Raw genomic sequence first — 26,599 nt, 5'->3', positions numbered from 1 at the left:
TACTCTAAAACCGTCAGGTGACCGGGCTGTGACAACTCCCTACGGTCTTTCCCGAGCGGCAACGTCAGTCCACCAGAAATCCCCCAACGTTGCCACCCGGACTTTAGACCAATAGCGTCTAGGCGCTAGTCGTTGTGGTCATAATTAACCTGACTCATTGTGATTTACAGAGTTCCACCCCACTTAAGCGGTATAGGCTGGCCCCATCAATTGCGTACTGGATAACCCGATGCTCTCTGCCCGTCACCGCCGCGCGATTCGCCTGACCAGTCGTTTTCTTGCACCTTATCGCTGGCCGGCGTTTGGCGCGTTGTTCGCCCTGATCGTCACCGCCGGCATCACCTTGTCGATGGGGCAGGGCATTCGTTTGTTGGTGGATCAAGGGTTCATGACCCAATCGGCGCATTTGCTCAACCAGACCATCGGTCTGTTCATGGTGCTGGTGATCGGGCTGGCGATAGGCACTTTTGCGCGCTTTTATCTGGTGTCGTGGATCGGCGAGCGCGTGGTCGCTGACATCCGCAAGCATGTGTTCAACCACCTGGTTTATCTGCATCCGGGTTTCTATGAAGACAATCGCAGCTCCGAAATCCAGTCACGGCTGACCGCCGACACCACGTTGCTGCAATCGGTGATCGGCTCTTCGTTGTCGCTGTTTTTGCGCAATTTGCTGATGGTGATCGGCGGGATCGTCTTGCTGTTTATCACCAACCCCAAACTCACCAGCATCGTGGTCGTGGCATTGCCGCTGGTGATCGCGCCGATTCTGATTTTCGGCCGCCGGGTACGCAGCCTGTCGCGCCTGAGTCAGGACCGAATTGCCGACATTGGCAGCTACGTCTCCGAAACCCTCGGCCAGATCAAAACCGTGCAGGCCTACAACCATCAGGTCCAGGACGAGCAGCGCTTCGCCGTGACGGTAGAGGAGGCATTCAACACGGCGCGCAAACGCATTTTTCAACGGGCCTGGCTGATTACGCTGGTGATCGTGCTGGTGCTGGGCGCGGTTGGCGTAATGTTGTGGGTCGGCGGCATGGACGTGATCGCCGGACGGATCTCGGCAGGTGAACTGGCGGCATTCGTCTTTTACAGCCTGATCGTCGGCAGCGCCTTCGGCACGTTGAGCGAAGTGATCGGTGAGTTACAGCGAGCGGCGGGCGCGGCCGAGCGGATTGCCGAACTGCTACGTTCGGAAAACATCATCCAGCCGCCAACCTCGGGTTTGGTCACCTTGCCTGATCGGGTGAAAGGCGATCTGGCGCTGCAAGACGTGCGCTTTTCCTACCCGTCGCGTCCAGAAAGCTATGCCGTCGACGGCTTGAGCCTGACCATCAATGCGGGCGAAACCCTCGCCCTGGTCGGTCCGTCCGGTGCCGGTAAATCCACGGTGTATGACCTGCTGCTGCGTTTTTACGATCCCGCCTCGGGACAGATCCTGCTGGATGGCGTGCTGCTGACCCAACTCGATCCGCTCGACCTGCGTCGCTGCTTCGCCCTGGTCTCGCAAAACCCGGCGCTGTTCTTCGGCAGCATCGAAGAGAACATCCGCTACGGCAACCCGACAGCAACCCTGGCCCAGGTCCAGGAAGCGGCAAAAATCGCTTACGCACACGACTTCATCGAGCAAATGCCCAACGGCTACCAAACCCACCTGGGCGACGGCGGCCTCGGGTTGTCCGGCGGCCAACGCCAACGCCTGGCCATCGCACGGGCGCTGCTGGTGGACGCACCGATCCTGTTGCTGGACGAAGCCACCAGCGCCCTCGATGCTCAGAGCGAACACCTGATCCAGCAAGCTCTGCCGAGCCTGATGAAAAACCGCACCACCCTAGTCATCGCCCACCGTTTGGCCACGGTGAAAAATGCCGACCGGATCGCGGTGATGGATCAAGGAAAACTGGTGGCGGTGGGGACGCATCAGGAGTTGATTGCCAGCAATGCGCTGTATGCGCGGTTGGCGGCGTTGCAGTTTAGTGATGGGCACGAAGCGGCATGAATGAGAGCTGCTGAATGCTGCAAGGTTCGGGCATTATGTCGGCCTCAGTTGCGAGCCTGGATGAGGATATGAGTCGTTATCAACCACCGTTGACCCTGACCACCAGAATGCTGACGTTGATCGCCGGGATCAGCGAACAAATCGGTCAGCTGACGGCTGTGGACGAACGCCTACAGACGCCTCAACTACGTCGCAGTAATCGAATTCGTACGATTCAGGCTTCTTTGGCGATCGAGAACAACACCCTTAGCATTGAGCAGGTGACCGCAGTTCTGGCTGGGCGACGGGTTCTTGGGCTGCCGCGAGAAATCCAGGAAGTGCGTAACGCGTTTGCGGCTTATGAAGCCATGCCCGAGTGGCGGTCGAGCAGCCAGTCCGACCTGCTGCGGGCGCATGAGTTGCTGATGGGTGGATTGATTGACGACTGCGGGCAGTTTCGCCGAGCGGGTGTAGGTATTTACCGTGGCGAAAAATTAGTCCACATGGCACCGCCGCCGAGTCGCGTTGCGCACTTGATGGACGATTTGCTGGCGTGGCTCAGCGAATCAGATTGGCACCCTTTGATCGTCAGCTGCGTGTTCCACTACGAGTTCGAGTTTATTCATCCCTTCGCCGACGGAAATGGGCGGATGGGGCGACTCTGGCAAACCTTGATACTCAGTCAGTGGCGGCCGGTATTGGCTTATCTGCCAGTCGAAGCGGTGATTCGAGAGCAGCAGGACGCTTATTACGCTGCGTTGTCGGCAGCCGATCAGCTTGCCGAATCAACGCCTTTTGTCGAGTTCATGCTGCAAGCGTTGAGCGTTGCGCTCGGCGAGGCTGCCCGAAGCGAACCTACGACCGACCAAGTAACCGACCAAGTAACCGACCAAGTAGCGAAACTACTCATCGCTCTGCGTGGAACCGCTCCACTCAAGGTTAATGATCTGATGGCAGAGGTTGGTCTAGCCCACAAGGCGACCTTCAGGGCTAACTATCTCAAGCCCGCATTAGCTGTCGGCTTGATTGAAATGACTGACCCCGATTCCCCCCGCAGTCCGGTTCAAAGGTATCGCCTGACCGAGCTTGGCGAACGAACGGCGGTGCGGTACTGACTCGACATAGCTGTTTGAACACCATGAAAAAATGCCCGCATTTCTCAATGCGGGCATTTTTTTTAGCGCGTCAAACCACCATCACTGATCGTCGAAGTACCGCTCATGCCAATCCACCAACGGTTGTGGCGAGTTAAGCTTCTGGCCGTAGATCACCGAGTACGACAGCACGTTCTGCACATACTGGCGGGTCTCATCGAATGGGATGCTTTCCACCCAGACGTCGAAGCTAAGGTGATCAGCACCGCGCAACCACTGGCGCACACGGCCGGGGCCGGCGTTGTAGGCGGCGGAGGCGAGGACGCGGTTGCCGTTGAACTGGCTGTGAACCTGGCTCAGGTAAGCGGCGCCGAGCTGGATGTTCTTGTCCGGGTCGAACACTTGCTGCGGCGAGGCCAGCGGGATACTGAACTTGCGCGCGGTTTCCTTGGCGGTGCCAGGCATCAGCTGCATCAGGCCGCTGGCGCCGACGCCGGAGCGGGCGTCGTCCATGAAGGCGCTTTCCTGGCGGGTAATGGCAAACACCCAGCTCGAGTGCAGGCCACGGACCTTGGCTTCGCGCACCAGGGTCTCGCGGTGAGCCATCGGGAAGCGAATGTCCAGATCGTCCCAGTATTGCGCCTGGCTGATGGTGCGGATCGCCGGGAAATACCATTTCAGGTCGTAGGCCAGTTTCGCCTGGGCGACCATTTCGTCACGGCTGAAATGACGGCTGACGTGGTACCACTCGCGACGACCGTCGACGATTTGCCCGCGGGCGTGGAACTCAAGGGCGCGACGAACGCCTGGTGTGTTGCGCACCTTGTTGATCAGCGCCTGGCTCAGTACCAAGGGTTTGTTGTTCAGCGAATAAGGTGATTGCGAACGATCGGCAGCCAGGAAACCGTAAAAATCCCGCTCACGAGCGAGGTTCTTGTAAAGCGTTTGCGCTTCCGGGTTCTGTGGTTGCGCCAGTTCCAGGCTGCGGGCCTGCCAGTAGCGCCAGCGGTTGGTGGTCGCCAGATCCTGCGGCAAGCGGCGAGTCAGCTGATAGGCATCATCCCAGCGGGCCAGACGCAACAGCAGGCGCATACGCCATTCGGACACAGTGTTGTCGCGCAGTTCCGGGTCGTACCGGGTCATCATGTCCAGCGCACGAGGATCGAAGCGTTTGGCGAGGGTCAACCCGATTTCACGGGCGATCGCCACTTTTTCATCGCGGGAGAAGTGCATGCTGCTGGCATAGCCGTCGAGCAGGTTCATGGCCTTGTCGGGGTCCTGGCGGGCCAGGCGGCGCAGGCCGAGGCTGACCACGTCGGACATCGGTTCATCGGCCGGGGTAAAGCGCGAAGGTTGGTTCAGCAGTTCGGGTTTCTGCGCCACATCCACCAGCAAACGACCGCGAGGGGCGAGGGTGGTCAGGCCGTTGACCAGGCTGTTGGCCAGCGGATAGTTGCGCGCCTGGGCGGCGAGCTTGGTGCGTTCCCAGCGTTTTTGTTCGGTCAGTTGACCTTCGGCAGCCCATTGCCCGAACAGCGCGTCGCAGGCGGCAGGCTGGGATTTGCCGGTCAGCCAGAGTTTGTTGGCGTTGGCGTAGCCTTCGGTTTTCTGGTTATGACCGATCTGGTACTGCGCGTTCAGGCAGTCCAGTTCGGTGAAATTGAGCTTGGGGTCGTAGTACTTGAGGAAGGTCGCCCAGTCGCCGCGATCGGCCAGCCAGCGCAACCAGCGCAATTTCATCCAGTTGGCCTGGGGCAAGTCACCGTGTTCGGCGAGGAATTTTTCGATCTCGGCATTGCTGGCGGTTTTCAGGCGCGCGGTCAGTTCGTCATAAGCCAGATACGGCTCCAGCGGATAATCGCTGAGGGCCTGGCTATAACGAAAATAAGGGCCGGTATCGCCCTTGGCCAAGGCACGCTTGGCCTCATCGTAATATTGACGCTGGGTGGACAAGTCCACCGCCTGGGCGGTTTGAACGGCAGTGGCAGAAAGAAGCAAGCAAGATAAAAGACTGAAAAGGCGACTGCGCATGAGACGTCCGGGCAGAGAAATCACGACAAGCGCAGGCTTAACCTGCACTGAATTGTCTGTAGCTTAGCCTTTTGCCAGCAACGGGCGAAAGCTTTGCCGGCCTCTCTGCACAAGTTCGCAACAATTGTCATGCAGAGTGCTTCGACATTGAAATAGCCGGCCTTCTGAAGCCTCAAGTCAGGTAGAATGCGCGCCCGGTTTTTGGAGAAGCTCATGACCCTGCTCAAATTCAGCGATGTGTCCCTTGCTTTCGGCGCTATGCCGTTGTTGGACAAGGTGTCCTGGCAGATCGCCCGTGGTGAGCGGGTGTGCATTATCGGCCGCAACGGCACTGGCAAGTCGAGCATGATGAAGCTCGTCAAGGGCGACCAGAAGCCCGATGAGGGCTCCGTTTGGCGCGCACCCGGCCTCAAGATCGGCGAATTGCCGCAAGAATTGCCGGTAGCCGACGAGCGGACCGTGTTCGACGTAGTGGCCGAAGGCCTGGACGGTGTGGGCGAGCTGCTCGCGCAGTATCACCACCTGAGCCAGAACATCGTCACTGACGCCGACCTGGACAAGTTGATGCACGTCCAGCACGACCTCGAGGCCCGCGACGGCTGGCGTTTACAGCAATTGGTCGACAGCACCTTGAGCCGTCTGCAGTTGCCAGCCGACAAGACCCTCGCCGAATTGTCCGGCGGCTGGCGTCGCCGCGTCCTGCTGGCCCAGGCCTTGGTTTCCGAGCCGGACCTGTTGCTGCTCGACGAACCGACCAACCATCTGGACATCGGTGCAATTGCCTGGCTCGAAGAAGCGCTGAAGGATTTCCAGGGCGCCGTGCTGTTCATCACGCACGACCGTTCATTCCTGCAGAACCTCGCGACCCGCATTCTGGAACTGGATCGCGGCGGCCTGATCGACTGGAACGGCGACTACGCCAGTTTCCTCGTGCACAAGGAAGCCTCGCTGGCCGCTGAAGAAACGGCCAACGCGCTGTTCGACAAAAAGCTGGCCCAGGAAGAAGTCTGGATCCGCCAGGGCATCAAGGCCCGCCGCACCCGTAACGAAGGCCGCGTACGCGCATTGAAAGCCCTGCGCGTCGAGCGTAGCGAACGTCGCGAGCGCACCGGCAAGGCCAACATTCAGCTGGATACCGCTGATAAGTCCGGCAAGCAGGTGATGGTCCTCGAGAACGTGAGCTTTGCTCACCCGGGTGGCCCGTTCCTGATCAAGGATTTCTCGATGGTCCTGACGCGCGGCGACCGTATCGGTCTGCTCGGCGCCAACGGTACCGGCAAGACGACCTTGCTGAAGCTGATGCTCAGCGGTCTGCAGCCAACCAGCGGCAAAGTGGAAGAGGGGACGCGCATCGACGTGGCCTACTTCGACCAGTTGCGCCATCAGCTGGACCTGGAAAAGACTGTGATCGACAACGTGGCCGAAGGTCGCGACTTCATCGATATCGATGGTCAGAGCCGCCACGTGCTGAGCTACCTCGGCGACTTCCTGTTCAGCCCGCAGCGTGCCCGCACGCCGGTCAAGGCGCTGTCGGGTGGTGAGCGTGCGCGTCTGTTGCTGGCCAAACTGTTCAGCAAACCGGCGAACCTGCTGGTCCTCGACGAACCGACCAACGACCTCGACGTCGAAACCCTCGAACTGCTGGAAGAGGTCTTGCTGACCTTCAACGGCACCGTGCTGATGGTCAGTCACGACCGGGCATTCCTCGACAACGTGGTCACCAGCACCTTGGTCTTCGAAGGTGAAGGCAAGGTTCGTGAATACGTTGGTGGTTACCAGGACTGGCTGCGTCAGGGCGGCTCGCCGCGCCTGCTGGGCGTGACCGAGAGCAAGTCCGGCAAAGCCGACCTGACTTCGGCGGTGGTGACGGCGCAAGCGGCGCCGGTTGCTGCAGCAGTCGAAGCGCCGATGGCGAAGAAGAAGCTCAGCTACAAGTTGCAGCGTGAGCTGGAGATGTTGCCGGCTCAGATCGAAGCCATGGAACAGCAGATCGCTGCCGTCGAGGCTCAAATGGCCGATGCCGGTTTCTATCAGCGTCCTGCGGTCGAGACCGCTGCCGTGATCGCTCAGCTTGAGCAGTTGCAGGCTGAGCACGACGTGATGGTCGAGCGTTGGGCCGAGCTGGATGCCTGATTGATCCTGCAATAAAAAAGCCCGGCGTTCAGTGATGAACGCCGGGCTTTTCGTATGAAATGCGATCTACAGATTGACGCAAATCCCCTGTGGGAGCGGGCTTGCTCGCGAAGGCGGCGTATCAGTCGACACTTATATTGACTGATCCACCGCATTCGCGAGCAAGCCCGCTCCCACAATGGAAAGTATTTCAGCTTTTGATCAGGCGCACCGCGAGCACATCGCAAGGCGCACCGTGGAGCACGTCATTGGCCGTCGAGCCCAGCAGCAATGCCAGGCCGTGTCGGCCATGGCTGCCCACCACGATCAGGTCGCAGGTCTGTTCCTTGGCCAGGTGGTGGATCTCTTGGCGTGGCTGGCCGTAGGTCAGGTGGCTGTATTCTTTGGAAAGCTCCGGGTACTTCACGATCAGTCGGTCCAGGCGTTCCTTGGCCTGATCGAACTGCTGCTGTTGCAGTTGTGACAGGTCCATGGGGACGTCGCCACCAAAGGCCATGGCCATCGGTTCGACGATGTGGACCAGGGATAATTTCGCTCCGTTGCTCACCGACAACTCGCGAGCACGATGGATTACAGGGTCGCACTCTTCGGTTAGATCTACAGCGACCAGAATGTGGTTGTAGGGCATGAGGTGCTCCTCCTGAGGATTGCAATATTGGTAAGTATGGCTGGTTTCAAGCGCATTGGTTCCAAAGTGACTCAAAGCGCACATCAAGAATCGGGAGTACAGATATGACGGTCTGGATAGTGGTGTCAATCCTGCTGGTGGTACTGAGTCCGCTGGCATGGTTGCGACCGTCCCGTGGGCAGAGCGGGCGCATGGCCTTGCGCATGGAGGCGCGGCGTATCGGGTTGGCTATGCAGCTTGCGCCTCAGGAGTGGCCGCACTGGCTGAGTCAGGAGCCGCCGAGCCCTTGCGCCCAGTACCATCGGCCGCGCCGTGGCAATCAGCCGGCGTGCTGGAGTTACTGGCAAAAATCGCCGGGTGTGTGGGTGAACCAGTGGCAGGAGGTTTGCGAAGACCGAGCGCTGCTCAATCATTTCGAAAAATTGCCAACCAACGTCTACAAGGTTGAGGCGGACAAGCAGATGATCACCCTGTACTGGGGCGAGAAGGGCGAGGCGACGATTTTGCAGGACATTGATGCAGTGCTGAAAGCGCTGGCATGATTCACGGACATTTCGCGCTGCAATGGCGCGAAACCTCCGACAGACAGGCAATAAAAAGCCCGACATCATCATCGGGCCGGGGTTGGCCAGGCAGGCCGGTAATTCTTTGTGCCGCTGATCTTGCGCCGGGCGTTCGCCCAAATTGTTTATATTTTTTTCTCGAGTTCCCGCCAGCGTAGCCTGTTAAACAAAGGCTGTAGCGAATTAGGGCGACTTTTCTAACTATTGATACTATGAATGGGCTCACATGCAGATGCGTGTTGAAGATCTTCGCAGTACGGAAGTGACCGCAAAGTCGCGTTTCAACCCGTATTTTGGGCGATTGACAATTGTCGGAAATTCCGTGAAGGTGGCGTACCCAAATCAAACGGGCGTATGAATTGAGCGTTTGTATTTCAGACCGCTCCTACAGAATCCCGACTATCGCGTTGGCGGGTGTGCCGGGTGGATTGGCGTTAGCATCGACGATAAGCGTCCTGCCGAGCCATTCGCCTGCGTCCGACGTGTACTGTTCAGCTTCCATATCGTGGAGATCAGTTGATGATTTACGAAGGTAAAGCCATCACGGTTAAGGCTCTTGAAAGTGGCATCGTCGAATTGAAATTCGACCTCAAGGGTGAGTCCGTTAACAAGTTCAACCGTCTAACCCTGAACGAACTGCGTCAGGCCGTAGACACTATCAAGGCAGATGCTTCGATCAAGGGTGTGATCGTCAGCAGTGGCAAGGACGTCTTCATCGTCGGCGCCGACATCACCGAATTTGTCGAGAACTTCAAGCTGCCTGATGCAGAGCTTGTTGCTGGCAACCTGGAAGCCAACAAGATTTTCAGCGATTTCGAAGACCTCAATGTCCCGACTGTCGCCGCGATCAACGGCATCGCGCTGGGTGGCGGTCTGGAAATGTGCCTGGCGGCGGACTACCGCGTCATGTCCACCAAGGCCAAGATCGGTCTGCCGGAAGTCAAACTGGGCATCTACCCGGGCTTCGGCGGTACCGTGCGTCTGCCGCGCCTCATCGGTGCCGACAACGCCATCGAGTGGATTGCCGCCGGCAAGGAAAACCGTCCTGAAGACGCGCTGAAAGTCGGCGCCGTCGATGCCGTGGTTGCCCCTGAGAAATTGCAGGAAGCCGCCCTGGAGCTGATCAAGCGCGCCATCTCTGGCGAGTTTGACTACAAGGCCAAGCGTCAGCCGAAGCTGGAAAAGCTGAAACTGAACGCCATCGAACAAATGATGGCTTTCGAAACCGCCAAAGGTTTCGTGGCAGGTCAAGCCGGTCCGAACTACCCGGCACCGGTTGAAGCGATCAAGACCATCCAGAAAGCCGCGAACTTCGGTCGTGACAAGGCGCTGGAAATCGAAGCTGCCGGTTTCGTCAAACTGGCCAAGACTTCTGCTGCGCAGAGCTTGATCGGTCTGTTCCTGAACGATCAGGAGCTGAAGAAAAAAGCCAAGGCCTACGACGACATCGCCAAAGAAGTGAAGCAGGCTGCCGTATTGGGCGCCGGCATCATGGGTGGTGGTATCGCTTATCAGTCGGCTTCCAAAGGCACGCCGATCCTGATGAAGGACATCAACGAGCACGGCATCGAGCAGGGCCTGGCTGAAGCCGCCAAGCTGCTGGTCGGCCGCGTTGATAAAGGTCGCATGACCCCGGCGAAAATGGCTGAAGTGCTTAACGGCATTCGTCCGACCCTGTCCTACGGTGATTTCGGTCACGTGGACCTGGTTGTTGAAGCTGTTGTCGAGAACCCGAAGGTCAAGCAAGCCGTTCTGGCCGAAGTCGAAGACAAGGTCAAAGAGGACACTATCCTCGCGTCCAACACCTCGACCATTTCCATCACCTTGCTGGCCAAAGCCCTCAAGCGTCCGGAAAACTTCGTCGGCATGCACTTCTTCAACCCGGTGCACATGATGCCGCTGGTTGAAGTGATTCGTGGCGAGAAGTCCAGCGAGCTGGCTGTTGCCACCACCGTTGCCTACGCCAAGAAAATGGGCAAGAACCCGATCGTCGTCAACGACTGCCCGGGCTTCCTGGTCAACCGCGTCCTGTTCCCGTACTTCGGCGGTTTCGCCAAGCTGGTCAGCGCTGGCGTGGACTTCGTCCGTATCGACAAGATCATGGAAAAATTCGGCTGGCCAATGGGCCCGGCCTACCTGATGGACGTGGTCGGCATCGACACCGGTCACCACGGTCGTGACGTGATGGCTGAAGGCTTCCCGGACCGCATGAAAGACGATCGCCGTTCGGCTATCGACGTGCTCTACGAAGCCAAGCGCCTGGGCCAGAAAAACGGCAAGGGTTTCTACGCTTACGAGACCGACAAGCGCGGCAAGCAAAAGAAAGTGGCCGATCCGTCGGTGCTGGAAGTGCTCAAGCCGATCGTTTACGAGCAGCGCGAAGTCACTGACGAAGACATCATCAACTGGATGATGATCCCGCTGTGCCTGGAAACCGTGCGTTGCCTGGAAGACGGCATTGTCGAAACTGCCGCCGAAGCCGACATGGGTCTGGTCTACGGTATTGGTTTCCCTCCATTCCGTGGCGGTGCGCTGCGCTACATCGATTCGATCGGTGTTGCCGAGTTCGTTGCCCTGGCTGACCAGTACGCTGATTTGGGCGCGCTGTACCACCCGACCGCAAAACTGCGTGAAATGGCCAAAACCGGCCAACGGTTCTTCGGTTAAGCGTCCCAACACTTGAGCGAGAGTGAAATTTTATGAGCTTGAATCCAAGAGACGTCGTGATTGTCGACTTCGGTCGTACTCCGATGGGCCGCTCCAAGGGCGGCATGCACCGCAACACCCGCGCCGAAGACATGTCGGCGCACTTGATCAGCAAATTGCTGGAACGCAACGTCAAGGTTGACCCGAGCGAAGTCGAAGACGTGATCTGGGGCTGCGTAAACCAGACTCTGGAGCAGGGCTGGAACATTGCCCGCATGGCGTCCCTGATGACGCAGATCCCGCACACTGCTGCCGGCCAGACCGTCAGCCGTCTGTGTGGTTCGTCGATGAGCGCGCTGCACACTGCCGCACAAGCGATCATGACCGGCAACGGTGACGTGTTCGTTGTCGGCGGCGTCGAGCACATGGGCCACGTGAGCATGATGCACGGTGTCGATCCGAACCCGCACATGTCGCTGTACGCGGCGAAAGCCTCGGGCATGATGGGCCTGACCGCTGAAATGCTGGGCAAAATGCACGGCATCACTCGCGAACAACAGGACGCTTTCGGCGTGCGCTCCCACCAGCTCGCTCACAAAGCGACCCTGGAAGGCAAGTTCAAAGACGAAATCATCCCGATGCAGGGCTACGACGAGAACGGTTTCCTGAAACTGTTCGACTACGACGAAACCATTCGTCCGGAAACCACCCTGGAAAGCCTGGCGGCTCTGAAGCCAGCGTTTAACCCGAAGGGCGGCACCGTAACGGCCGGTACTTCGTCGCAGATCACCGACGGTGCTTCGTGCATGATCGTGATGTCGGCGCAACGTGCACAGGACCTGGGCATCCAGCCAATGGCGGTTATCCGCTCGATGGCAGTGGCAGGTGTGGACCCGGCAATCATGGGCTATGGTCCAGTACCGGCCACTCAGAAAGCACTGAAGCGTGCAGGCCTGGGTATTAACGATATCGACTTCTTCGAGCTCAACGAAGCTTTCGCGGCACAGGCCCTGCCAGTGCTGAAAGATTTGAAAGTGCTCGACAAGATGAACGAGAAGGTTAACCTGCACGGCGGCGCGATCGCCCTGGGTCACCCGTTCGGTTGCTCCGGTGCCCGTATCTCCGGCACTTTGCTGAACGTGATGAAGCAGAATGGCGGCACCTTCGGGGTAGCCACCATGTGCATTGGTCTCGGCCAAGGCATCTCCACCGTCTTCGAACGCGTTTAAGCGTTTCGCTGATGGAAGCCGGGGCCAAGTGCCCCGGTTTTTGTTTTTCTGAATTTATTTTTTTTGTTTTTATTTTTAAACGATTTGAGTGAGGGCCAAACCATGCCGATACAACCTGGGCTCTACCAGCATTACAAAGGTCCGCAGTACCGCGTATTCAGCATCGCGCGGCATTCGGAAACCGAAGAAGAAGTGGTCTTCTACCAAGCCCTGTATGGCGATTACGGCTTTTGGGTGCGTCCCTTGAGCATGTTCCTTGAGTCAGTCGAGGTTGACGGCGAACAGGTGCCGCGCTTTGCTTTGGTGCAAGCCGAACCGAGCCTTTTTTCCAAGCCATAAGCTGAGTGCGCGCAAGACCCTGCGCTTGACCTCACCTTGTAGCCACTATATATAGCGGTGCCGCGTCAGGCGCCAACCGCCTTTCACTTCTAGAATTCAGGAATTTTCTGATCCATGGGCAAATCGCTGGTCATTGTGGAATCCCCGGCTAAGGCCAAGACCATCAACAAGTATCTGGGTAACCAATACGTGGTGAAGTCGAGTATCGGCCATATCCGAGACCTGCCCACCAGCGGTTCGGCTAGCGCCAGCAAAGAGCCAGCCGCCAAACGCGGCAAGGCCGCCGCGGGTGAAGGTCCGGTGCTCACGCCGAAAGAAAAGGCGCGCAAGCAGCTGGTCTCGCGGATGGGTGTTGATCCCGATCATGGCTGGAAAGCCAAGTACGAGATCCTCCCGGGCAAGGAAAAGGTCATCGAAGAGCTGCGCCGGCTCGCCAAAGATGCTGACACCATCTATCTCGCAACCGACTTGGATCGCGAGGGGGAAGCCATTGCCTGGCACCTGCGCGAAGCCATCGGTGGTGATGACAGCCGCTACAAGCGCGTGGTGTTCAACGAAATCACCAAGAAAGCAATCCAGGAAGCCTTCTCCAAACCGGGCGAGCTGGACATTGACCGTGTAAATGCACAACAAGCGCGTCGTTTCCTCGACCGCGTGGTGGGTTACATGGTTTCGCCGCTGCTGTGGGCCAAGGTCGCCCGTGGCTTGTCCGCCGGTCGCGTGCAATCGGTTGCCGTGAAGCTGGTGGTCGAGCGCGAACGTGAAATTCGCGCGTTCAACCCGGAAGAATACTGGGAAGTCCACGCCGACCTCGGCACCGCCAAGGGCGCGACTGTGCGCTTCGACGTGGCGCGTGAGAAGGGCGAGGCCTTCAAGCCGCTCAACGAAGCCCAGGCCATGGCCGCGCTGGAGAAGCTCAAGTCTTCCAGCTATAGCATCGTCAAGCGCGAGGACAAACCGACCAGCAGCAAGCCGTCGGCACCGTTCATCACGTCCACTCTGCAACAGGCCGCGAGTAACCGCCTGGGCTTTGGCGTGAAGAAAACCATGATGATGGCCCAGCGTTTGTACGAAGCTGGCTACATCACCTATATGCGTACGGACTCCACCAACCTCTCGGCCGATGCCGTGACGATGGCACGCACTTATATTGAAGGCGAGTTCGGCAAGAAGTACCTGCCGGAAAACCCGAATGTCTACAGCAGCAAGGAAGGCGCACAAGAGGCTCACGAAGCGATTCGTCCGTCCGACGCCAACACCGAGCCAAGCAAGCTGTCGGGCATGGAGCGTGATGCAGAGCGGCTCTACGAGCTGATCTGGCGCCAGTTTCTCGCTTGCCAGATGCTGCCGGCCCAATACCTGTCGACCACGGTCACAGTCGGTGCCGGCGATTTCGAGTTGCGCGCCAAGGGCCGCATCCTGAAATTCGACGGTTACACCCGCGTCATGCCGCAAATTGCCAAGCCAGGCGATGACGACGTGCTGCCGGACATGGCCCAGGGCGACGCGATGAAGCTGATCAAGCTTGATCCGACCCAGCACTTTACCAAGCCACCTGCGCGTTACTCGGAAGCGAGCCTGGTTAAAGAAATGGAAAAACGCGGCATCGGTCGTCCTTCGACCTACGCGGCGATCATTTCGACCATTCAGGACCGTGGCTACGTAGCGCTGCACAACCGTCGTTTCTATTCGGAAAAGATGGGCGACATCGTGACCGAGCGTTTGGCCGAGAGCTTCTCCAATCTCATGGACTACGGCTTCACCGCCGGCATGGAAGAGAACCTTGATGACGTGGCCCAGGGCGAACGCGACTGGAAAAACGTGCTCGACGAGTTCTACGGCGACTTCAAGAAGAAGCTCGAAGTAGCTGAAAGCGCCGAAGGCGGCATGCGTGCCAACCAGCCGGTGATGACTGACATTCCGTGCGTGTTGTGCGGTCGTCCGATGCAGATTCGTACCGCATCGACCGGCGTGTTCCTCGGTTGCTCGGGTTACAGCCTGCCGCCGAAAGAACGCTGCAAGGCTACCGTCAACCTGGTGCCGGGCGACGAAATCGCTGCGGATGACGAGGGTGAGTCCGAATCTCTGGTGTTGCGTGGCAAGCACCGCTGCCCGATCTGCAGCACGGCGATGGACGCTTATCTGCTGGATGAGAAGCGCAAGCTGCACATCTGCGGTAACAACCCGGATTGCGCTGGCTATGAAATCGAAGAGGGCACCTATCGCATCAAGGGCTACGAAGGTCCGAGCCTGGAATGCGACAAGTGTGGCAGCGAGATGCAGCTCAAGACCGGCCGTTTCGGCAAGTTCTTCGGTTGCACCAACGCAACGTGCAAGAACACCCGCAAGCTGCTGAAAAGCGGTGACGCTGCGCCACCGAAGATGGACCCGGTGAAGATGCCTGAGCTGAAATGCGAAAAGGTAAATGACACCTACATCCTGCGCGACGGTGCTTCCGGCCTGTTCCTGGCGGCCAGCCAATTCCCGAAAAACCGCGAGACGCGTGCTCCGTTGGTCATCGAAATTGTGCCGCACAAGGATGAGATCGATCCGAAGTACCACTTCCTCTGCGAAGCACCAAAGAAAGATCCGGACGGCCTGCCTGCTGTAATCCGTTACAGCCGCAAGACCAAAGAGCAGTACGTGCAGACTGAAGTCGACGGTAAGCCGACAGGCTGGAAGGCGTACTACGACGGCGGTAAATGGACGGTTGAAGACAAGCGTCCGGCAGCCAAAGCGTAAAAGAGGCTGTACACAAAAGGCCGCATGACAACCCTCGGGTTTTCATGCGGCCTTTTTGTTTTGTGCTTGCGGGAAGCGGAGGTGATCCTCGACACTGTCTGACCTGCGTTAAGCAATTATTTCGTTGTGGAGGCTGCCGTCATGGCCCACGAACTCTATACCCGTACCAACCAGAAGATTTATTTCGCCGGCCTGTCGCTGGAAGCGCTCGCCAGAGCCGAAGAGGGGCGAGCGATGAATTCTCTGGCACTGATTCAGGCCGGGCGCGAGTCGGCGTTGTTTCATCTGTACGGCGCGTTGCTGGGGCTGTGCCATGAAATTGCCGGCTTCTACCGCTTGCCTCAGGCCAATGCGCCCCGGGCAGAGATGTTGCTAACTCGCGAAGTGCTGGAAGCCATCGCCATCCCTGAGATGGCTGAGATGGTCGAGCTGGCTCAGAATCGGGAAACCTGGCTAGCCAAGCTGCTGGCGGCTCACGCGGCGATGTTTCAACCGCCTCGCGCTCCGCACAAGCCCAAGGGTGACGTGACCCAGCCGCTCATCCTCGCGGTTAACCTGGATGAAGAAGAGGCGCCTGAGGAGTTGAGTCGCGAAGAGCTGGAGAGCTGGCGTCAAAACCTGAAAGCGCTGGCGATCCGGTTTCGCGAAGGCTTGAACGAGTGCTGATCGACTGAGAGCCGGCGGTGCGATTAAAAGCGCTGCTGGTCAAGTTACCGAGCGAAGCCTGGCCGATGCCTATATAATCCCCGCCTTTCGTGGAGAACAGACCTTTATGCCAACGTCCTTTCTAGAAATTGTCGAGTTACCAGACGGCCGAATCGAGCTGCGCAGGGCCGAGGACGAGGGTTCTCTGGTTACTTTGGATTTCTCCGAGGATGCCAAGGCTTTCCTGCAGGGCCAGCACGTGGAAGTCGCCAAGGCGATGTTGAGCGTCGGTGTCCAGATGGCAGGGCGCCTGGTTGAAGGCGAATTCAATACCGATGAGAGTTCGCGGGTCCTCCACTGATCCCATTCTTCGCTTTCTGCTGATATGGCTACGGATCGGCTTCTCTATCCTTTGAGAAGCCCCGCGCTATGCATTGCGCGCTTTGTTTACACGTTAACCCAAGCGAATATTCAGGCTCTGCGCATCCCCGATACGGGCTGCGTTGATCAACTGTTGCCGTGAATTTGTGTTCAGCGGGTTGAGCCAGCTGACAACCGTGTGGCTGCGGCCCAGGCGCAAGGCTTCGCAGGTCAGCTGCTGAGCACTTTGAGTGCCGCGAGGTTGCAGAAGCAGGATGCGTTCACGGTTAAGGCCGGCGTCTCGCAACCACGCCTGAGTCAGGCTGGCGGGTGGGGCGATCAGAGTCAGCCACCGCGCGTCCTGATCCTGACTCAGTTCCCGGAGAATCGGCGCCAAAAGGTTCAGGCAGTTCCCGGCCGCACCACGCAGTGAAAGCTCGCTGAAGACTTCAGGTTCGGCACTCCAGGGCGACTCGACCACGTCTTTCAGAATCGGCGCCAACGGTTGCACCATGAATGCCTCGAACAACGGCAGTTGGGCTTGCTGTGATGTGTGTGGGAACTGCATAAAGCCTCCTTTAGCGGCGAATGACGCCGACACTCAAGCCTTCGATCACTAGCTCCTGATCTTTCAGGTTTACTTCGATAGGGGCGAATTCAGGGTTTTCCGCAATCAACCAGACCTTGCTGCCATCGCGCTTGAAGCGCTTGACGGTCACTTCGTCGCCGATTCGCGCCACTACGATCTGGCCGTTACGGGCTTCACGGGTGGTGTGCACGGCCAGCAGGTCACCGTCGAAAATGCCCACGTCCTTCATGCTCATGCCATGAACCCGCAGTAGATAATCGGCGCGAGGATGGAAGAACGAAGGGTTGATGTTGCAGGATTCCTCGATGTGCTGCTGGGCCAGAATCGGCGCACCGGCAGCCACTCGGCCAATGATCGGCAGGGTGGAATCGTCGGCCTTGGCTTCGAAGCCCGGGATGCGAATGCCGCGGGAAGCGCCCGGGGTCATCTCGATCGCACCCTTGCGGGCCAGCGCCTTGAGGTGTTCTTCCGCCGCGTTGGGCGACTTGAAACCCAGTTCCTGAGCGATTTCCGCACGGGTCGGCGGGTAGCCGTTGTCTTCGAGGCAGCGTTTGATGAAGGCCAGAATCTCTGCTTGGCGTGGCGTCAGCTTTAGCATATTGATCGCTCTGTCTTTTTATACAGTGACTGGGATTATATACAGTGGAACGGTCTTGGCAATGCCCCTTTTTTGGCCGGCCGCTGGACGGTCAATCAGCCTGCTGATTAAAGCCTCGCCGTTGTATGGTTAAATAGCTGACCGACCATTCCCAAAACGAACCGGCAAGCTTGACAACGCACAGGCTGAAACGTATGTTTCAAACAAGTGTTTGTCAGGCGGAGTAGCCATGGCCCAGTCGGAAACCGTTGAACGCATTCTTGATGCTGCCGAGCAGTTGTTCGCGGAAAAAGGTTTCGCCGAAACCTCGTTGCGTCTGATCACCAGCAAGGCTGGGGTCAATCTGGCGGCGGTCAATTATCACTTCGGTTCGAAGAAGGCGCTGATCCAGGCTGTCTTCTCGCGCTTTCTCGGGCCGTTTTGCCTGAGCCTTGATAAAGAGCTGGAGCGGCGTCAGTCCAAGCCTGAAAACAAGCCGACCCTTGAAGAGCTGCTCGAAATTCTCGTCGAGCAGGCCCTCGTCGTGCAGCCTCGCAGCGGCAACGATCTGTCTATCTTCATGCGTTTGCTGGGGCTGGCGTTCAGTCAGAGCCAGGGCCACCTGCGTCGTTATCTGGAAGACATGTACGGCAAGGTGTTCCGCCGCTACATGATGCTGGTCAACGAAGCCGCGCCGCGCATTCCACCGATCGAGTTGTTCTGGCGCGTGCACTTCATGCTCGGCGCCGCAGCGTTTAGCATGTCGGGGATCAAGGCATTGCGGGCCATTGCCGAGACCGATTTCGGCGTCAACACGTCCATTGAGCAAGTGATGCGCCTGATGGTGCCGTTCCTGGCCGCAGGCATGCGTGCCGAAACCGGCGTCACCGACGCGGCCATGGCCACCGCGCAATTGCGTCCGCGCAGCAAGTCGGCCCCGGCTGCCGCCAAGGTTTAACCGCGCACGGGTGGGCGCGGCGGCTGACATCCGCTAAGCTAGCCGCCCATGCCGACTCTCGTTCTGAATTCGCTTCCCATTGATATCGCCGACCTGCCGGGCACAGCCCAAGGCGGCGTATTTACGCGAGCCGGGTTTTTCGTTATCAAGGAATTTCTATGACTGCTGGCCTGCAAGGCTCGTTGATGGTGGACGTCGCCGGTACCTGGCTGACGGCCGAAGATCGCCAATTGTTGCGTCAGCCCGAAGTGGGCGGCCTGATCATTTTCGCCCGTAACATCGAAAACCCGCGCCAGGTGCGTGAGCTGAGCGCTGCGATCCGCGCCATTCGTCCCGATCTGTTGCTGGCGGTGGACCAGGAGGGCGGTCGCGTTCAGCGTCTGCGCCAAGGCTTCGTGCGATTGCCGGCCATGCGCGCCATCGCTGACAATCCGAACGCCGAGTACCTGGCCGAGCAGTGCGGCTGGATCATGGCCACCGAAGTGCTGGCCGTCGGCCTCGACCTGAGCTTTGCCCCGGTGCTGGACCTGGATTACCAGCGCAGCGCCGTCGTCGGCACCCGTTCGTTCGAAGGTGATCCTGAGCGCGCAGCGCTGCTGGCCGGTGCATTCATTCGCGGCATGAACAGCGCCGGCATGGCCGCCACCGGCAAGCATTTCCCCGGTCACGGTTGGGCCGAGGCGGATTCCCACGTCGCGATCCCGAACGACGAACGCAGCCTCGACGAAATCCGCGCCAACGACCTTGTGCCGTTCGCCAAATTGAGCAAGCAACTGGCCGCCGTCATGCCGGCCCACGTAATTTACCCGCAAGTTGATTCCCAGCCCGCCGGATTCTCCCGTCGCTGGTTGCAGGACATCCTGCGCGGCGAGCTGCAATTCGATGGCGTGATCTTCAGCGACGACCTGTCCATGGCCGGCGCCCATGTGGTTGGCGATGCGGCCAGCCGTATCGAAGCCGCGCTGACCGCTGGTTGCGACATGGGCCTGGTATGCAACGACCGCGCTGCTGCGGAACTGGCCTTGAGCGCCGCCCAGCGCTTGAAGGTCCAACCGTCCGATCGCATTGCGCGGATGCGTGGCCAGTCGTATGCCAATACTGAATACCGTCAGAACCCGCGCTGGCTGACCGCCATAGGCGCGCTTAAAGAAGCTCAACTGATTGAATAAGGACTTTTCGTTATGACGGTTTACGCGATTATCGGTGGCACCGGCCTGACTCAACTTGAAGGTCTGAGCATTCGTCAGTCACTGGCGGTGGATACGCCCTTTGGCCCGCCTTCGGCAGAAGTGCAGATCGGTGAATACGCCGGCAAGGAAGTGCTGTTCATCGCCCGTCACGGTCACCCACACCGTTTTCCTCCGCATCAGGTGAACTACCGCGCCAACCTCTGGGCGCTGAAACAGGCGGGGGCCGAAGCGATCCTCGCGGTCAACGCCGTGGGCGGGATTCATGCAGCCATGGGCACCGGGCATTTCTGTGTGCCGCATCAACTGATCGACTACACCAGCGGCCGTGAACACACCTATTTCGCCGATGACCTGGAGCACGTCACCCACATCGACTTCAGCTATCCCTACAGCGAATCACTGCGTCAGCAATTGATCGCGGCGTTGGCGGCTGAAGGTGTCGATTACAGCAGTCAAGGCGTCTACGCCTGCACTCAGGGTCCACGTCTGGAAACCGTCGCTGAAATCGCGAAACTGGAACGTGATGGCTGCGACATCGTCGGCATGACCGGCATGCCGGAAGCGGCATTGGCGCGTGAACTGGAACTGGATTACGCGTGTCTGGCGCTGGTGGTGAACCCGGCAGCGGGCAAATCCACGGCGGTGATCACCATGGCGGAGATCGAGCAGGCGTTGCAGGACGGGATGGGGAAGGTCAAGTCGACGTTGGCGCGGGTGTTAAAAGTCTAAGTTGTACGCCACCATCATTAATTCATTATCAAAAGCATTGAGTGTATGTCGACAATCATCGAGCAACTTCAACAGCTGCCGTGGGCGGAGGCATTCAGTCATCGCGCTCTGGATAAGGCGCGCAGATATGCCCCTGAGCATCGGGTAAAAATCCTCGAACTTGATGATGTGTTGGTTCGTGCAACCTGCAGGGGCTCCCAAGGTAACGTCTACGAACAGCACATTGAGCTGGTCGAAGATGCCAATGGTACTTTTGAGCTGGACTGCAACTGCTCATGCCCCGTTGTGATCGATTGCAAACATTGCGCAACCGTTATCTATCACCTGCAAGACCTTCCGGTCGCTGTTGCTGACAGTACGGCTTCCATTCACCTGAATCGTGAACTGGAGCGCTGGCTTGACGGTATTCCATCTGCCAGCAATCCCCCCGATGAGCCGTCGCAGGTGACGAGTACGCGCCTGTTTTACAAACTCAGGGCCACGCCAACCGCCGGGAAATGGACGCTAGAGATCTTCAAGGCGCGTCAGCTCAAGGACGGCCGTATGCAAGACATCAAGTCGATGTACTCGCTGTCGGACACGCTGATACGCCAGCCCGGTTACCTGACCGAGCTCGACCTTCGAATCGCCAGGCTATTAGTCGCCGTTCACTCCCATCACGCCTATTACGCAGGCTACCCCTTGGAAGGCAGCAGTGGCGCCGAACTCATCGAAATGCTGTTGCGAACCTCGCGCATTTTCCTGGATCTCGAACAGCCACAACCCCTGACGCCGGGAATGAGAAGAACGGGTCAATTTGCTTGGGCCGAACAAGCCAATGGCAGTTTTCGCCCGCAATGGGGCAGTGACGCGGCCCCAGTGGAAACGATCCTGGCCCTGGAGCCCTTGTACTATCTGGATCGCGAGCGGCTGCAAGTAGGGCCGCTGTTCAGCGAGATGGATGAAAAACTGGCTTGTCACTTGTCGTTGGTCCCGGATATTCCGGCGCGTCAGGCAATGCAGTTCAGTCATCGAATGAGGGCGGCGACGCAAGTTGCACCGCCGCCTCACACACTGACGGAGCGGGTCATTGACGGCGTTTTTCCTCAGGCTCACCTGACACTCGCCAGCGGCAAGCGCTACGTCCGCTGGCAGCATGAGCCAGAGCATCGCGCCGCATTGGTGTTCACCTACAACGGCCATCCGACGTCGGACAGAAATCCGGAAGTGTTAATCCTTTCCGGGACTGAAACCCAGCGTATACAGCGCAACCCCTCCGCCGAGAAAGCCCTGCGTCAGGCCCTGCAAAAACACGGTTTTAAAAAGGCCACGCGCAAAAGCAGCCTGGACCGTCCCGGCGAAATGTTCACCCTGGCGGATGACGCAGCCTGGCTTGCCTTTGCTCAGGACGGAGTCCCGGCGCTGAGGGAGAAAAACTGGCTGATCGATATCAGCGATAACTTTCATTTCAACTTGCAGCCTGTAGAAGAGTGGTATGCGCAAGTCGAGGAAGGATCGGGGCACCAGTGGTTCGATCTGCAACTGGGTATCGTCGTCAACGGCGAACGTCACAGCCTGCTGCCGATATTGCTGCATTTGCTGCGTAGCCAGCCACAGTTGATGGATCCCGCAAGCCTGGCCCAACGCAACGATGACGAACTGTTGCTGATTGGACTTGGTGATGGGCGTTTCGGTGCCAAACCCCATGGCAAAGTCGCGCTGCCCTATGGTCGGATCAAACCGCTGATGGTTACCCTGGGCGAGTTGTACCTGGGGACGCATCAAGGCGATTCATTGCGTTTGAGTTTGCCGGATGCCGCGCGCCTCAGCGCGCTGGAAGGCGTCCCGCTAATTTGGCAGGGCGGTGAACGACTGCGCAGTTTTGCAAAGCGTCTGCGTGAGTCGAACCATGCTCATGTCTCGGCGCCCGAGGGGTTGAAAGCGACACTGCGACCGTATCAGCTTGAAGGGCTGAACTGGATGCAAACCCTTCGTGAACTGGAGGTCGGCGGCATCCTCGGCGACGATATGGGCCTGGGGAAAACCCTGCAAACCCTGGCTCATTTGCTAACGGAAAAGCAGGCTGGGCGGCTTGATCGTCCGGCACTTGCCGTGATGCCCACCAGCCTGATCCCCAACTGGCTCGACGAGTCACTGCGCTTTGCTCCGCAGCTCAAGGTACTGGCGCTGCATGGCGCCGCGCGGCAAAAAGACTTTGCCCGCCTTGCCGATTACGACTTGGTGTTGACCACCTACGCATTGCTGCCTCGGGACCTGGAGGTATTGCAGTCTCAGGTATGGAGTGTGCTGATTCTCGATGAAGCGCAGAACATCAAGAATCCGGTCAGCAAAGCTGCTCAGGCAGCCCGCGACCTGCAGGCCCGCCAGCGATTGTGCCTGTCCGGCACTCCGCTGGAAAACCACCTCGGCGAGTTGTGGTCGCAGTTTCACTTTTTGCTGCCCGGCTGGCTTGGCGACAGCAAAACCTTTAATCGCGACTACCGCACGCCGATTGAAAAGCACGGTAACACCGAGCGGATGCAACACCTGACGGCCCGGATAAAGCCCTTTTTGCTACGTCGCAAGAAAGATCAAGTGGCGACCGAGTTGCCGCCCAAGACCGAGATTGTGCATTGGGTTGATCTCAGCGATGGACAACGGGATGTGTATGAAACCGTGCGCGTGGCGATGGACAAGAAGGTGCGTGACGAAATTGCCCGTAGTGGTGTCGGGCGCAGTCAAATCATCATCCTCGATGCATTGCTCAAGCTGCGTCAGGTGTGCTGCGATCTGCGGCTGATCAAAATGCCGCTCACCGCCAAGGCCCTTCGTTCTGGTAGCGGAAAACTGGTCAGCTTGATGGAGATGCTGGAAGAGTTGCTCAGCGAAGGTCGCAAGGTGTTGCTGTTTTCACAGTTCACTTCGATGCTTGCCTTGATTGAGGAAGAGTTGCAGCAACGTGGTCTGGGCTACTCGTTGTTGACGGGTGAGACGACGGATCGGCGCACGCCGGTCAAGGATTTCCAGAGCGGTAAAGTACCGCTGTTTCTGATCAGTTTGAAGGCTGGCGGCACAGGTCTGAACCTGACGGCTGCGGATACGGTCATCCATTTCGATCCCTGGTGGAACCCGGCGGTGGAAAACCAGGCGACTGACCGGGCCTACAGGATCGGGCAAAACAAACCTGTGTTTGTCTACAAGCTGATAGCCCGTGGCACCGTAGAAGAAAAAATACAGGCACTGCAGCTAGAGAAGGCTGCGCTGGCCGGGGCGGTGCTTGAAGGTGGAACGACTGGCGGCTGGAAGCTTGAGCAGAGTGATATTGAGGCGCTGTTTGCGCCGTTGCCAAATCTCAAGTCCTGATGTCTTCAGTGAGATCGAGGTGAGCCCTTCGCGGGCAAGCCACGCTCCCACAGGGTGACCATGGTCCCTGTAGGAGCGAGCGGTGCGGCGATCCGACTTGCCCGCGATGGCGATCTACCAGACGCCGCGGATCTCAGCGCTTTTCCAGCTTATCCGGCAACGGCGCAAACAACGCTTCAATATCATCGCTCTGCAACTTCCAGTCCCCAGTCTTGCGCCCATCCAGCACGCCCGCCGCCAGGTCGGATTTTTCCTTTTGCAGGTGCTGAATCTTCTCTTCCACCGTGCCACGGGCAATCATCTTGTAGACGAACACCGGCTTCTCCTGGCCGATGCGATACGCCCGGTCAGTCGCCTGATTTTCCGTCGCCGGGTTCCACCACGGATCGTAGTGGATCACTGTATCCGCCTCGGTCAGGTTCAAGCCGACACCACCGGCCTTCAAGCTGATCAGAAAGATCTGACGCTTGCCGCTCTGGAAGTCTTTCACCGGCGCCCGTCGGTCACGGGTCTGTCCCGTCAGCAACGCATATTCGACACCGCGTTTCTTCAGTTCGACCTCGATCAGCGCCAACATCGACGTGAACTGCGAAAACAGCAAAATCCGCCGACCTTCCTCAAACAATTCATCCAGCATTTCCATCAAGCTGTCGAGCTTGCCCGAGGTGCTGCCGCGAGTCGGCAGCACGGCATCGTTGACCAAGCGTAAATCGCAGCACACCTGGCGCAGCTTCAGCAGCGCTTCAAGAATGATGATCTGGCTGCGTGCCACGCCTTTGCGAGTGATCTCGTCGCGGACTTTCTTGTCCATCGCCAGGCGCATAGTTTCATACACATCGCGCTGGGCTTCGTTGAGCTCGACCCAATGGATGATTTCGGTCTTCGGCGGCAACTCCGTCGCCACCTGCTCCTTGGTTCTGCGCAGCAGGAACGGTTTGATCCGACCATTGAGGTGCTGAAGCCTGACTTCGCTGGCGCGCTTTTCGATCGGCACGCGGTAATCGCGGTTGAAGCTTTTTACGTCACCGAGCCAGCCAGGCAAGAGGAAGTGAAACAGCGACCACAGTTCACCCAAGTGGTTTTCCAGCGGCGTGCCACTCAGGCACAGACGCTGGCGCGCATTCAACTCACGGGCCGCCTGAGCAGCCTTGCTGTTGGGGTTCTTGATGTACTGCGCTTCATCCAGAACCAGCACATGCAGAGGCTGCGCCGCCAGACGTTCGACGTCCTTGGGCAGCAACGCATAGGTGGTCAGAATCAGGTCGTAATCGGCCAGATTGTCGAAATGCTTTTTGCGACTGGCACCGTACAACGCCAGCACTTTAAGTTGCGGCGTGAAGTGCGCGGCTTCGTCGAGCCAGTTAGGGATCAGGCTGGTGGGCATCACCACCATGCACGGCCGATCGAGGCGTCCGGCGTTTTTCTCACTGAGAATATGCGCCAGTGTCTGTAGGGTTTTACCCAAACCCATGTCGTCCGCGAGAATTCCGCCGACTTCAAGTTGCCGCAACGATTGCATCCAGCTCAAGCCTTCCAGCTGATACGGGCGCAAGGTTGCGTTCAAGCCTTCGGGGGCCGTCGCGGTGTAGTCCTTGACGTCCCGCAGGCGCTGGGCAAACGTGCGGATCTGCTCGCCACCTTCCCAAAGCAGCGGCATGCCTTCCAGTGGATTCAGGCGCGTGGCGTCGGCCTTGCTCAGGCGCAGCGTGGTTTCGCCAGGCTCTTGCAGGTAGAACTCGCCGAGGGTTGCCAGCACCGGCTTCAACCGACCGAAGGGCAGGGCGACCTGTAAGGGACCGTATTGGGAGTTCGGGCGGTTGGGAATGTTCACCAGAATCAGTTCGTCGTCACGACGTCGGGCGAGGCGTTCCGGATTGAGGATTTCGGTGTGGGAACGCATCAGGTTCAACAGGATCGGCAGCAGACTCAGGCGCTCGCCGTTGACGATGATCCCCAGTTCCAGATCAAACCAGTCGCGTTCCGGCGCCTGCTCGACGGTGGCGTACCAGTCATCCACGGCGGTCAGGTCGAAACCGAATTCCTCGTCGATCTGCAGCTCCCAGCCCTGGGTGCGCAACTTCGGCAGCTCGTTGAGGGTGAAGGTCAGCCAGGCGCTGTCGTTGACCATCTCATACAGATCGCCGGCACTTTCCGGCAAGGCTTTGCTCTGGCGGGTGGCGATTTTGAAGCCGAGGATTCGCAACTGCTCCCTGTAGGCCTGTTCGGCTTCCGGATGGCGTTTTATCCGCAGCGTCTGGGTTTCCTGCCGAATCAGGACGTCGGCGTTTTTCTGCCCGCAGACGTATTCATCCAGGTAGCTGAAAGACAGCGCCGCACGATGCTGGATGTAGCGCTGCATCTTACCGTTGCGCGGTTCGAAGGCGCTGAACTCGATGCTCGCCAGCCACAGGCGCGGCACCGGTTGCACGTTATCCACAAGGACTTGGGGCGGGGCCTTCGGGCTGCGGTTTTCCAGCACGGCCTGAAGTTTTTCCAGCAGTTCGGCGTCTTGGGCGGCTGCGGGATAGGCCAGGGTTTCCTGCACTTTCAGCAACACCGCCGCGCAATGTTTGCAGTTGGCGTGAACCGGGCAAGTGCACGTGGCGTCGACCATCAGCAACGTCGCTTTGGCTGACTCGCGAAGGCGAATGGTCTGACGGTAAACGTTACCGCCAGAGCCTTCGCAAGCGGCGACGATCGTGGCGTCGCCTGCCTCGACGATCCTGACGCGGTTCTCCAGCGCGTAGCGACGGCCACGCTCCAGGCTCTGTTCCTTGAATCGGCTGACCCAGGAAGGTGCGAGGGGTTTGCTCAGGGTCGGAGGCATAA

19 protein-coding genes are annotated in these 26,599 nt (G+C 58.7%); 14 read left to right on the top strand and 5 right to left on the bottom strand.

What is annotated here, in order from left to right; genetic code table 11:
* Positions 1-229: 229 nt before the first annotated feature.
* Positions 230-1,996 (top strand): ABC transporter transmembrane domain-containing protein, encoded by a 1,767-nt coding sequence (locus EYC95_RS08540; protein WP_131059956.1) that lies wholly within the window; start codon positions 230-232, stop codon positions 1,994-1,996.
* A 68-nt stretch (positions 1,997-2,064) separates the two neighbouring features.
* Complete coding sequence (locus tag EYC95_RS08535) at positions 2,065-3,090, top strand: Fic family protein (protein WP_131060009.1); 1,026 nt, start codon at positions 2,065-2,067, stop codon at positions 3,088-3,090.
* 81 nt (positions 3,091-3,171) lie between these two features.
* On the opposite strand, the gene EYC95_RS08530 is transcribed toward EYC95_RS08535, so the two are convergent.
* Positions 3,172-5,100 (bottom strand): transglycosylase SLT domain-containing protein, encoded by a 1,929-nt coding sequence (locus EYC95_RS08530; protein WP_131059955.1) that lies wholly within the window; start codon positions 5,098-5,100, stop codon positions 3,172-3,174.
* Between the two features lie 213 nt (positions 5,101-5,313).
* Here EYC95_RS08530 and EYC95_RS08520 point away from each other — a divergent pair, with 213 nt between their 5' ends.
* Positions 5,314-7,233, top strand: coding sequence for an ATP-binding cassette domain-containing protein (locus tag EYC95_RS08520; RefSeq protein ID WP_131059953.1), 1,920 nt, complete (start codon positions 5,314-5,316; stop codon positions 7,231-7,233).
* 190 nt (positions 7,234-7,423) lie between these two features.
* Here the strand turns inward: EYC95_RS08520 and EYC95_RS08510 are convergent, their stop codons facing one another.
* A complete protein-coding gene (locus EYC95_RS08510; RefSeq protein ID WP_008151425.1) occupies positions 7,424-7,861 on the bottom strand; it encodes a universal stress protein in 438 nt (145 codons plus the stop codon).
* Positions 7,862-7,965: 104 nt separating this feature from the next.
* Between EYC95_RS08510 and EYC95_RS08505 the strand changes: the two genes are divergently transcribed.
* From EYC95_RS08505 to EYC95_RS08475, 7 genes are all read left to right on the top strand, one after another.
* Positions 7,966-8,403 carry a hypothetical protein gene (locus EYC95_RS08505; protein WP_131059952.1) on the top strand — a complete coding sequence of 146 codons (438 nt, stop codon included), beginning with the start codon at positions 7,966-7,968 and terminating at the stop codon, positions 8,401-8,403.
* Between the two features lie 540 nt (positions 8,404-8,943).
* Entirely contained in the window at positions 8,944-11,091 is a 2,148-nt protein-coding gene (fadB, locus tag EYC95_RS08500) for a fatty acid oxidation complex subunit alpha FadB (protein WP_131059951.1), read from the top strand.
* A 32-nt stretch (positions 11,092-11,123) separates the two neighbouring features.
* Complete coding sequence (fadA, locus tag EYC95_RS08495) at positions 11,124-12,299, top strand: acetyl-CoA C-acyltransferase FadA (protein WP_008007076.1); 1,176 nt, start codon at positions 11,124-11,126, stop codon at positions 12,297-12,299.
* A 102-nt stretch (positions 12,300-12,401) separates the two neighbouring features.
* Positions 12,402-12,638 carry a DUF1653 domain-containing protein gene (locus EYC95_RS08490; RefSeq protein ID WP_046047845.1) on the top strand — a complete coding sequence of 79 codons (237 nt, stop codon included), beginning with the start codon at positions 12,402-12,404 and terminating at the stop codon, positions 12,636-12,638.
* 114 nt (positions 12,639-12,752) lie between these two features.
* Positions 12,753-15,380: a type I DNA topoisomerase gene (gene topA / locus EYC95_RS08485; protein WP_131059950.1), complete on the top strand. Its 2,628-nt coding sequence runs from the start codon at positions 12,753-12,755 to the stop codon at positions 15,378-15,380.
* 141 nt (positions 15,381-15,521) lie between these two features.
* On the top strand, positions 15,522-16,046 hold the full coding sequence (locus EYC95_RS08480; protein WP_131059949.1) for a DUF6586 family protein: 525 nt from the start codon (positions 15,522-15,524) through the stop codon (positions 16,044-16,046).
* A gap of 106 nt (positions 16,047-16,152) precedes the next feature.
* On the top strand, positions 16,153-16,386 hold the full coding sequence (locus EYC95_RS08475) for a hypothetical protein (RefSeq protein WP_010456352.1): 234 nt from the start codon (positions 16,153-16,155) through the stop codon (positions 16,384-16,386).
* Positions 16,387-16,479: 93 nt separating this feature from the next.
* Here the strand turns inward: EYC95_RS08475 and sulA are convergent, their stop codons facing one another.
* A complete protein-coding gene (sulA, locus tag EYC95_RS08470; protein ID WP_131059948.1) occupies positions 16,480-16,953 on the bottom strand; it encodes an SOS-induced cell division inhibitor SulA in 474 nt (157 codons plus the stop codon).
* 10 nt (positions 16,954-16,963) lie between these two features.
* Positions 16,964-17,572 carry a transcriptional repressor LexA gene (lexA, locus tag EYC95_RS08465; protein WP_026286346.1) on the bottom strand — a complete coding sequence of 203 codons (609 nt, stop codon included), beginning with the start codon at positions 17,570-17,572 and terminating at the stop codon, positions 16,964-16,966.
* 229 nt (positions 17,573-17,801) lie between these two features.
* Here lexA and EYC95_RS08460 point away from each other — a divergent pair, with 229 nt between their 5' ends.
* From EYC95_RS08460 to EYC95_RS08445, 4 genes are all read left to right on the top strand, one after another.
* The gene (locus EYC95_RS08460; protein ID WP_131059947.1) at positions 17,802-18,509 is read left to right on the top strand and encodes a TetR/AcrR family transcriptional regulator; all 708 of its coding nucleotides are present in this window, start codon (positions 17,802-17,804) and stop codon (positions 18,507-18,509) included.
* A 170-nt stretch (positions 18,510-18,679) separates the two neighbouring features.
* Positions 18,680-19,678: a beta-N-acetylhexosaminidase gene (gene nagZ / locus EYC95_RS08455; protein WP_178083827.1), complete on the top strand. Its 999-nt coding sequence runs from the start codon at positions 18,680-18,682 to the stop codon at positions 19,676-19,678.
* A 12-nt stretch (positions 19,679-19,690) separates the two neighbouring features.
* Positions 19,691-20,428 carry an S-methyl-5'-thioinosine phosphorylase gene (locus tag EYC95_RS08450; RefSeq protein ID WP_131059945.1) on the top strand — a complete coding sequence of 246 codons (738 nt, stop codon included), beginning with the start codon at positions 19,691-19,693 and terminating at the stop codon, positions 20,426-20,428.
* A 45-nt stretch (positions 20,429-20,473) separates the two neighbouring features.
* Positions 20,474-23,770, top strand: a complete 3,297-nt coding sequence (locus EYC95_RS08445) for a DEAD/DEAH box helicase (RefSeq protein ID WP_131059944.1) — start codon at positions 20,474-20,476, stop codon at positions 23,768-23,770.
* 133 nt (positions 23,771-23,903) lie between these two features.
* Here the strand turns inward: EYC95_RS08445 and EYC95_RS08440 are convergent, their stop codons facing one another.
* Positions 23,904-26,597, bottom strand: coding sequence for a DEAD/DEAH box helicase (locus EYC95_RS08440; RefSeq protein WP_131059943.1), 2,694 nt, complete (start codon positions 26,595-26,597; stop codon positions 23,904-23,906).
* Positions 26,598-26,599: the final 2 nt, after the last annotated feature.

This window comes from Pseudomonas sp. BGI-2, from assembly GCF_004310295.1.
GTDB lineage: Bacteria > Pseudomonadota > Gammaproteobacteria > Pseudomonadales > Pseudomonadaceae > Aquipseudomonas.
Note: the sequence above shows the minus strand (reverse complement) of the source record. Positions and strands in the feature narration are given on the sequence as shown.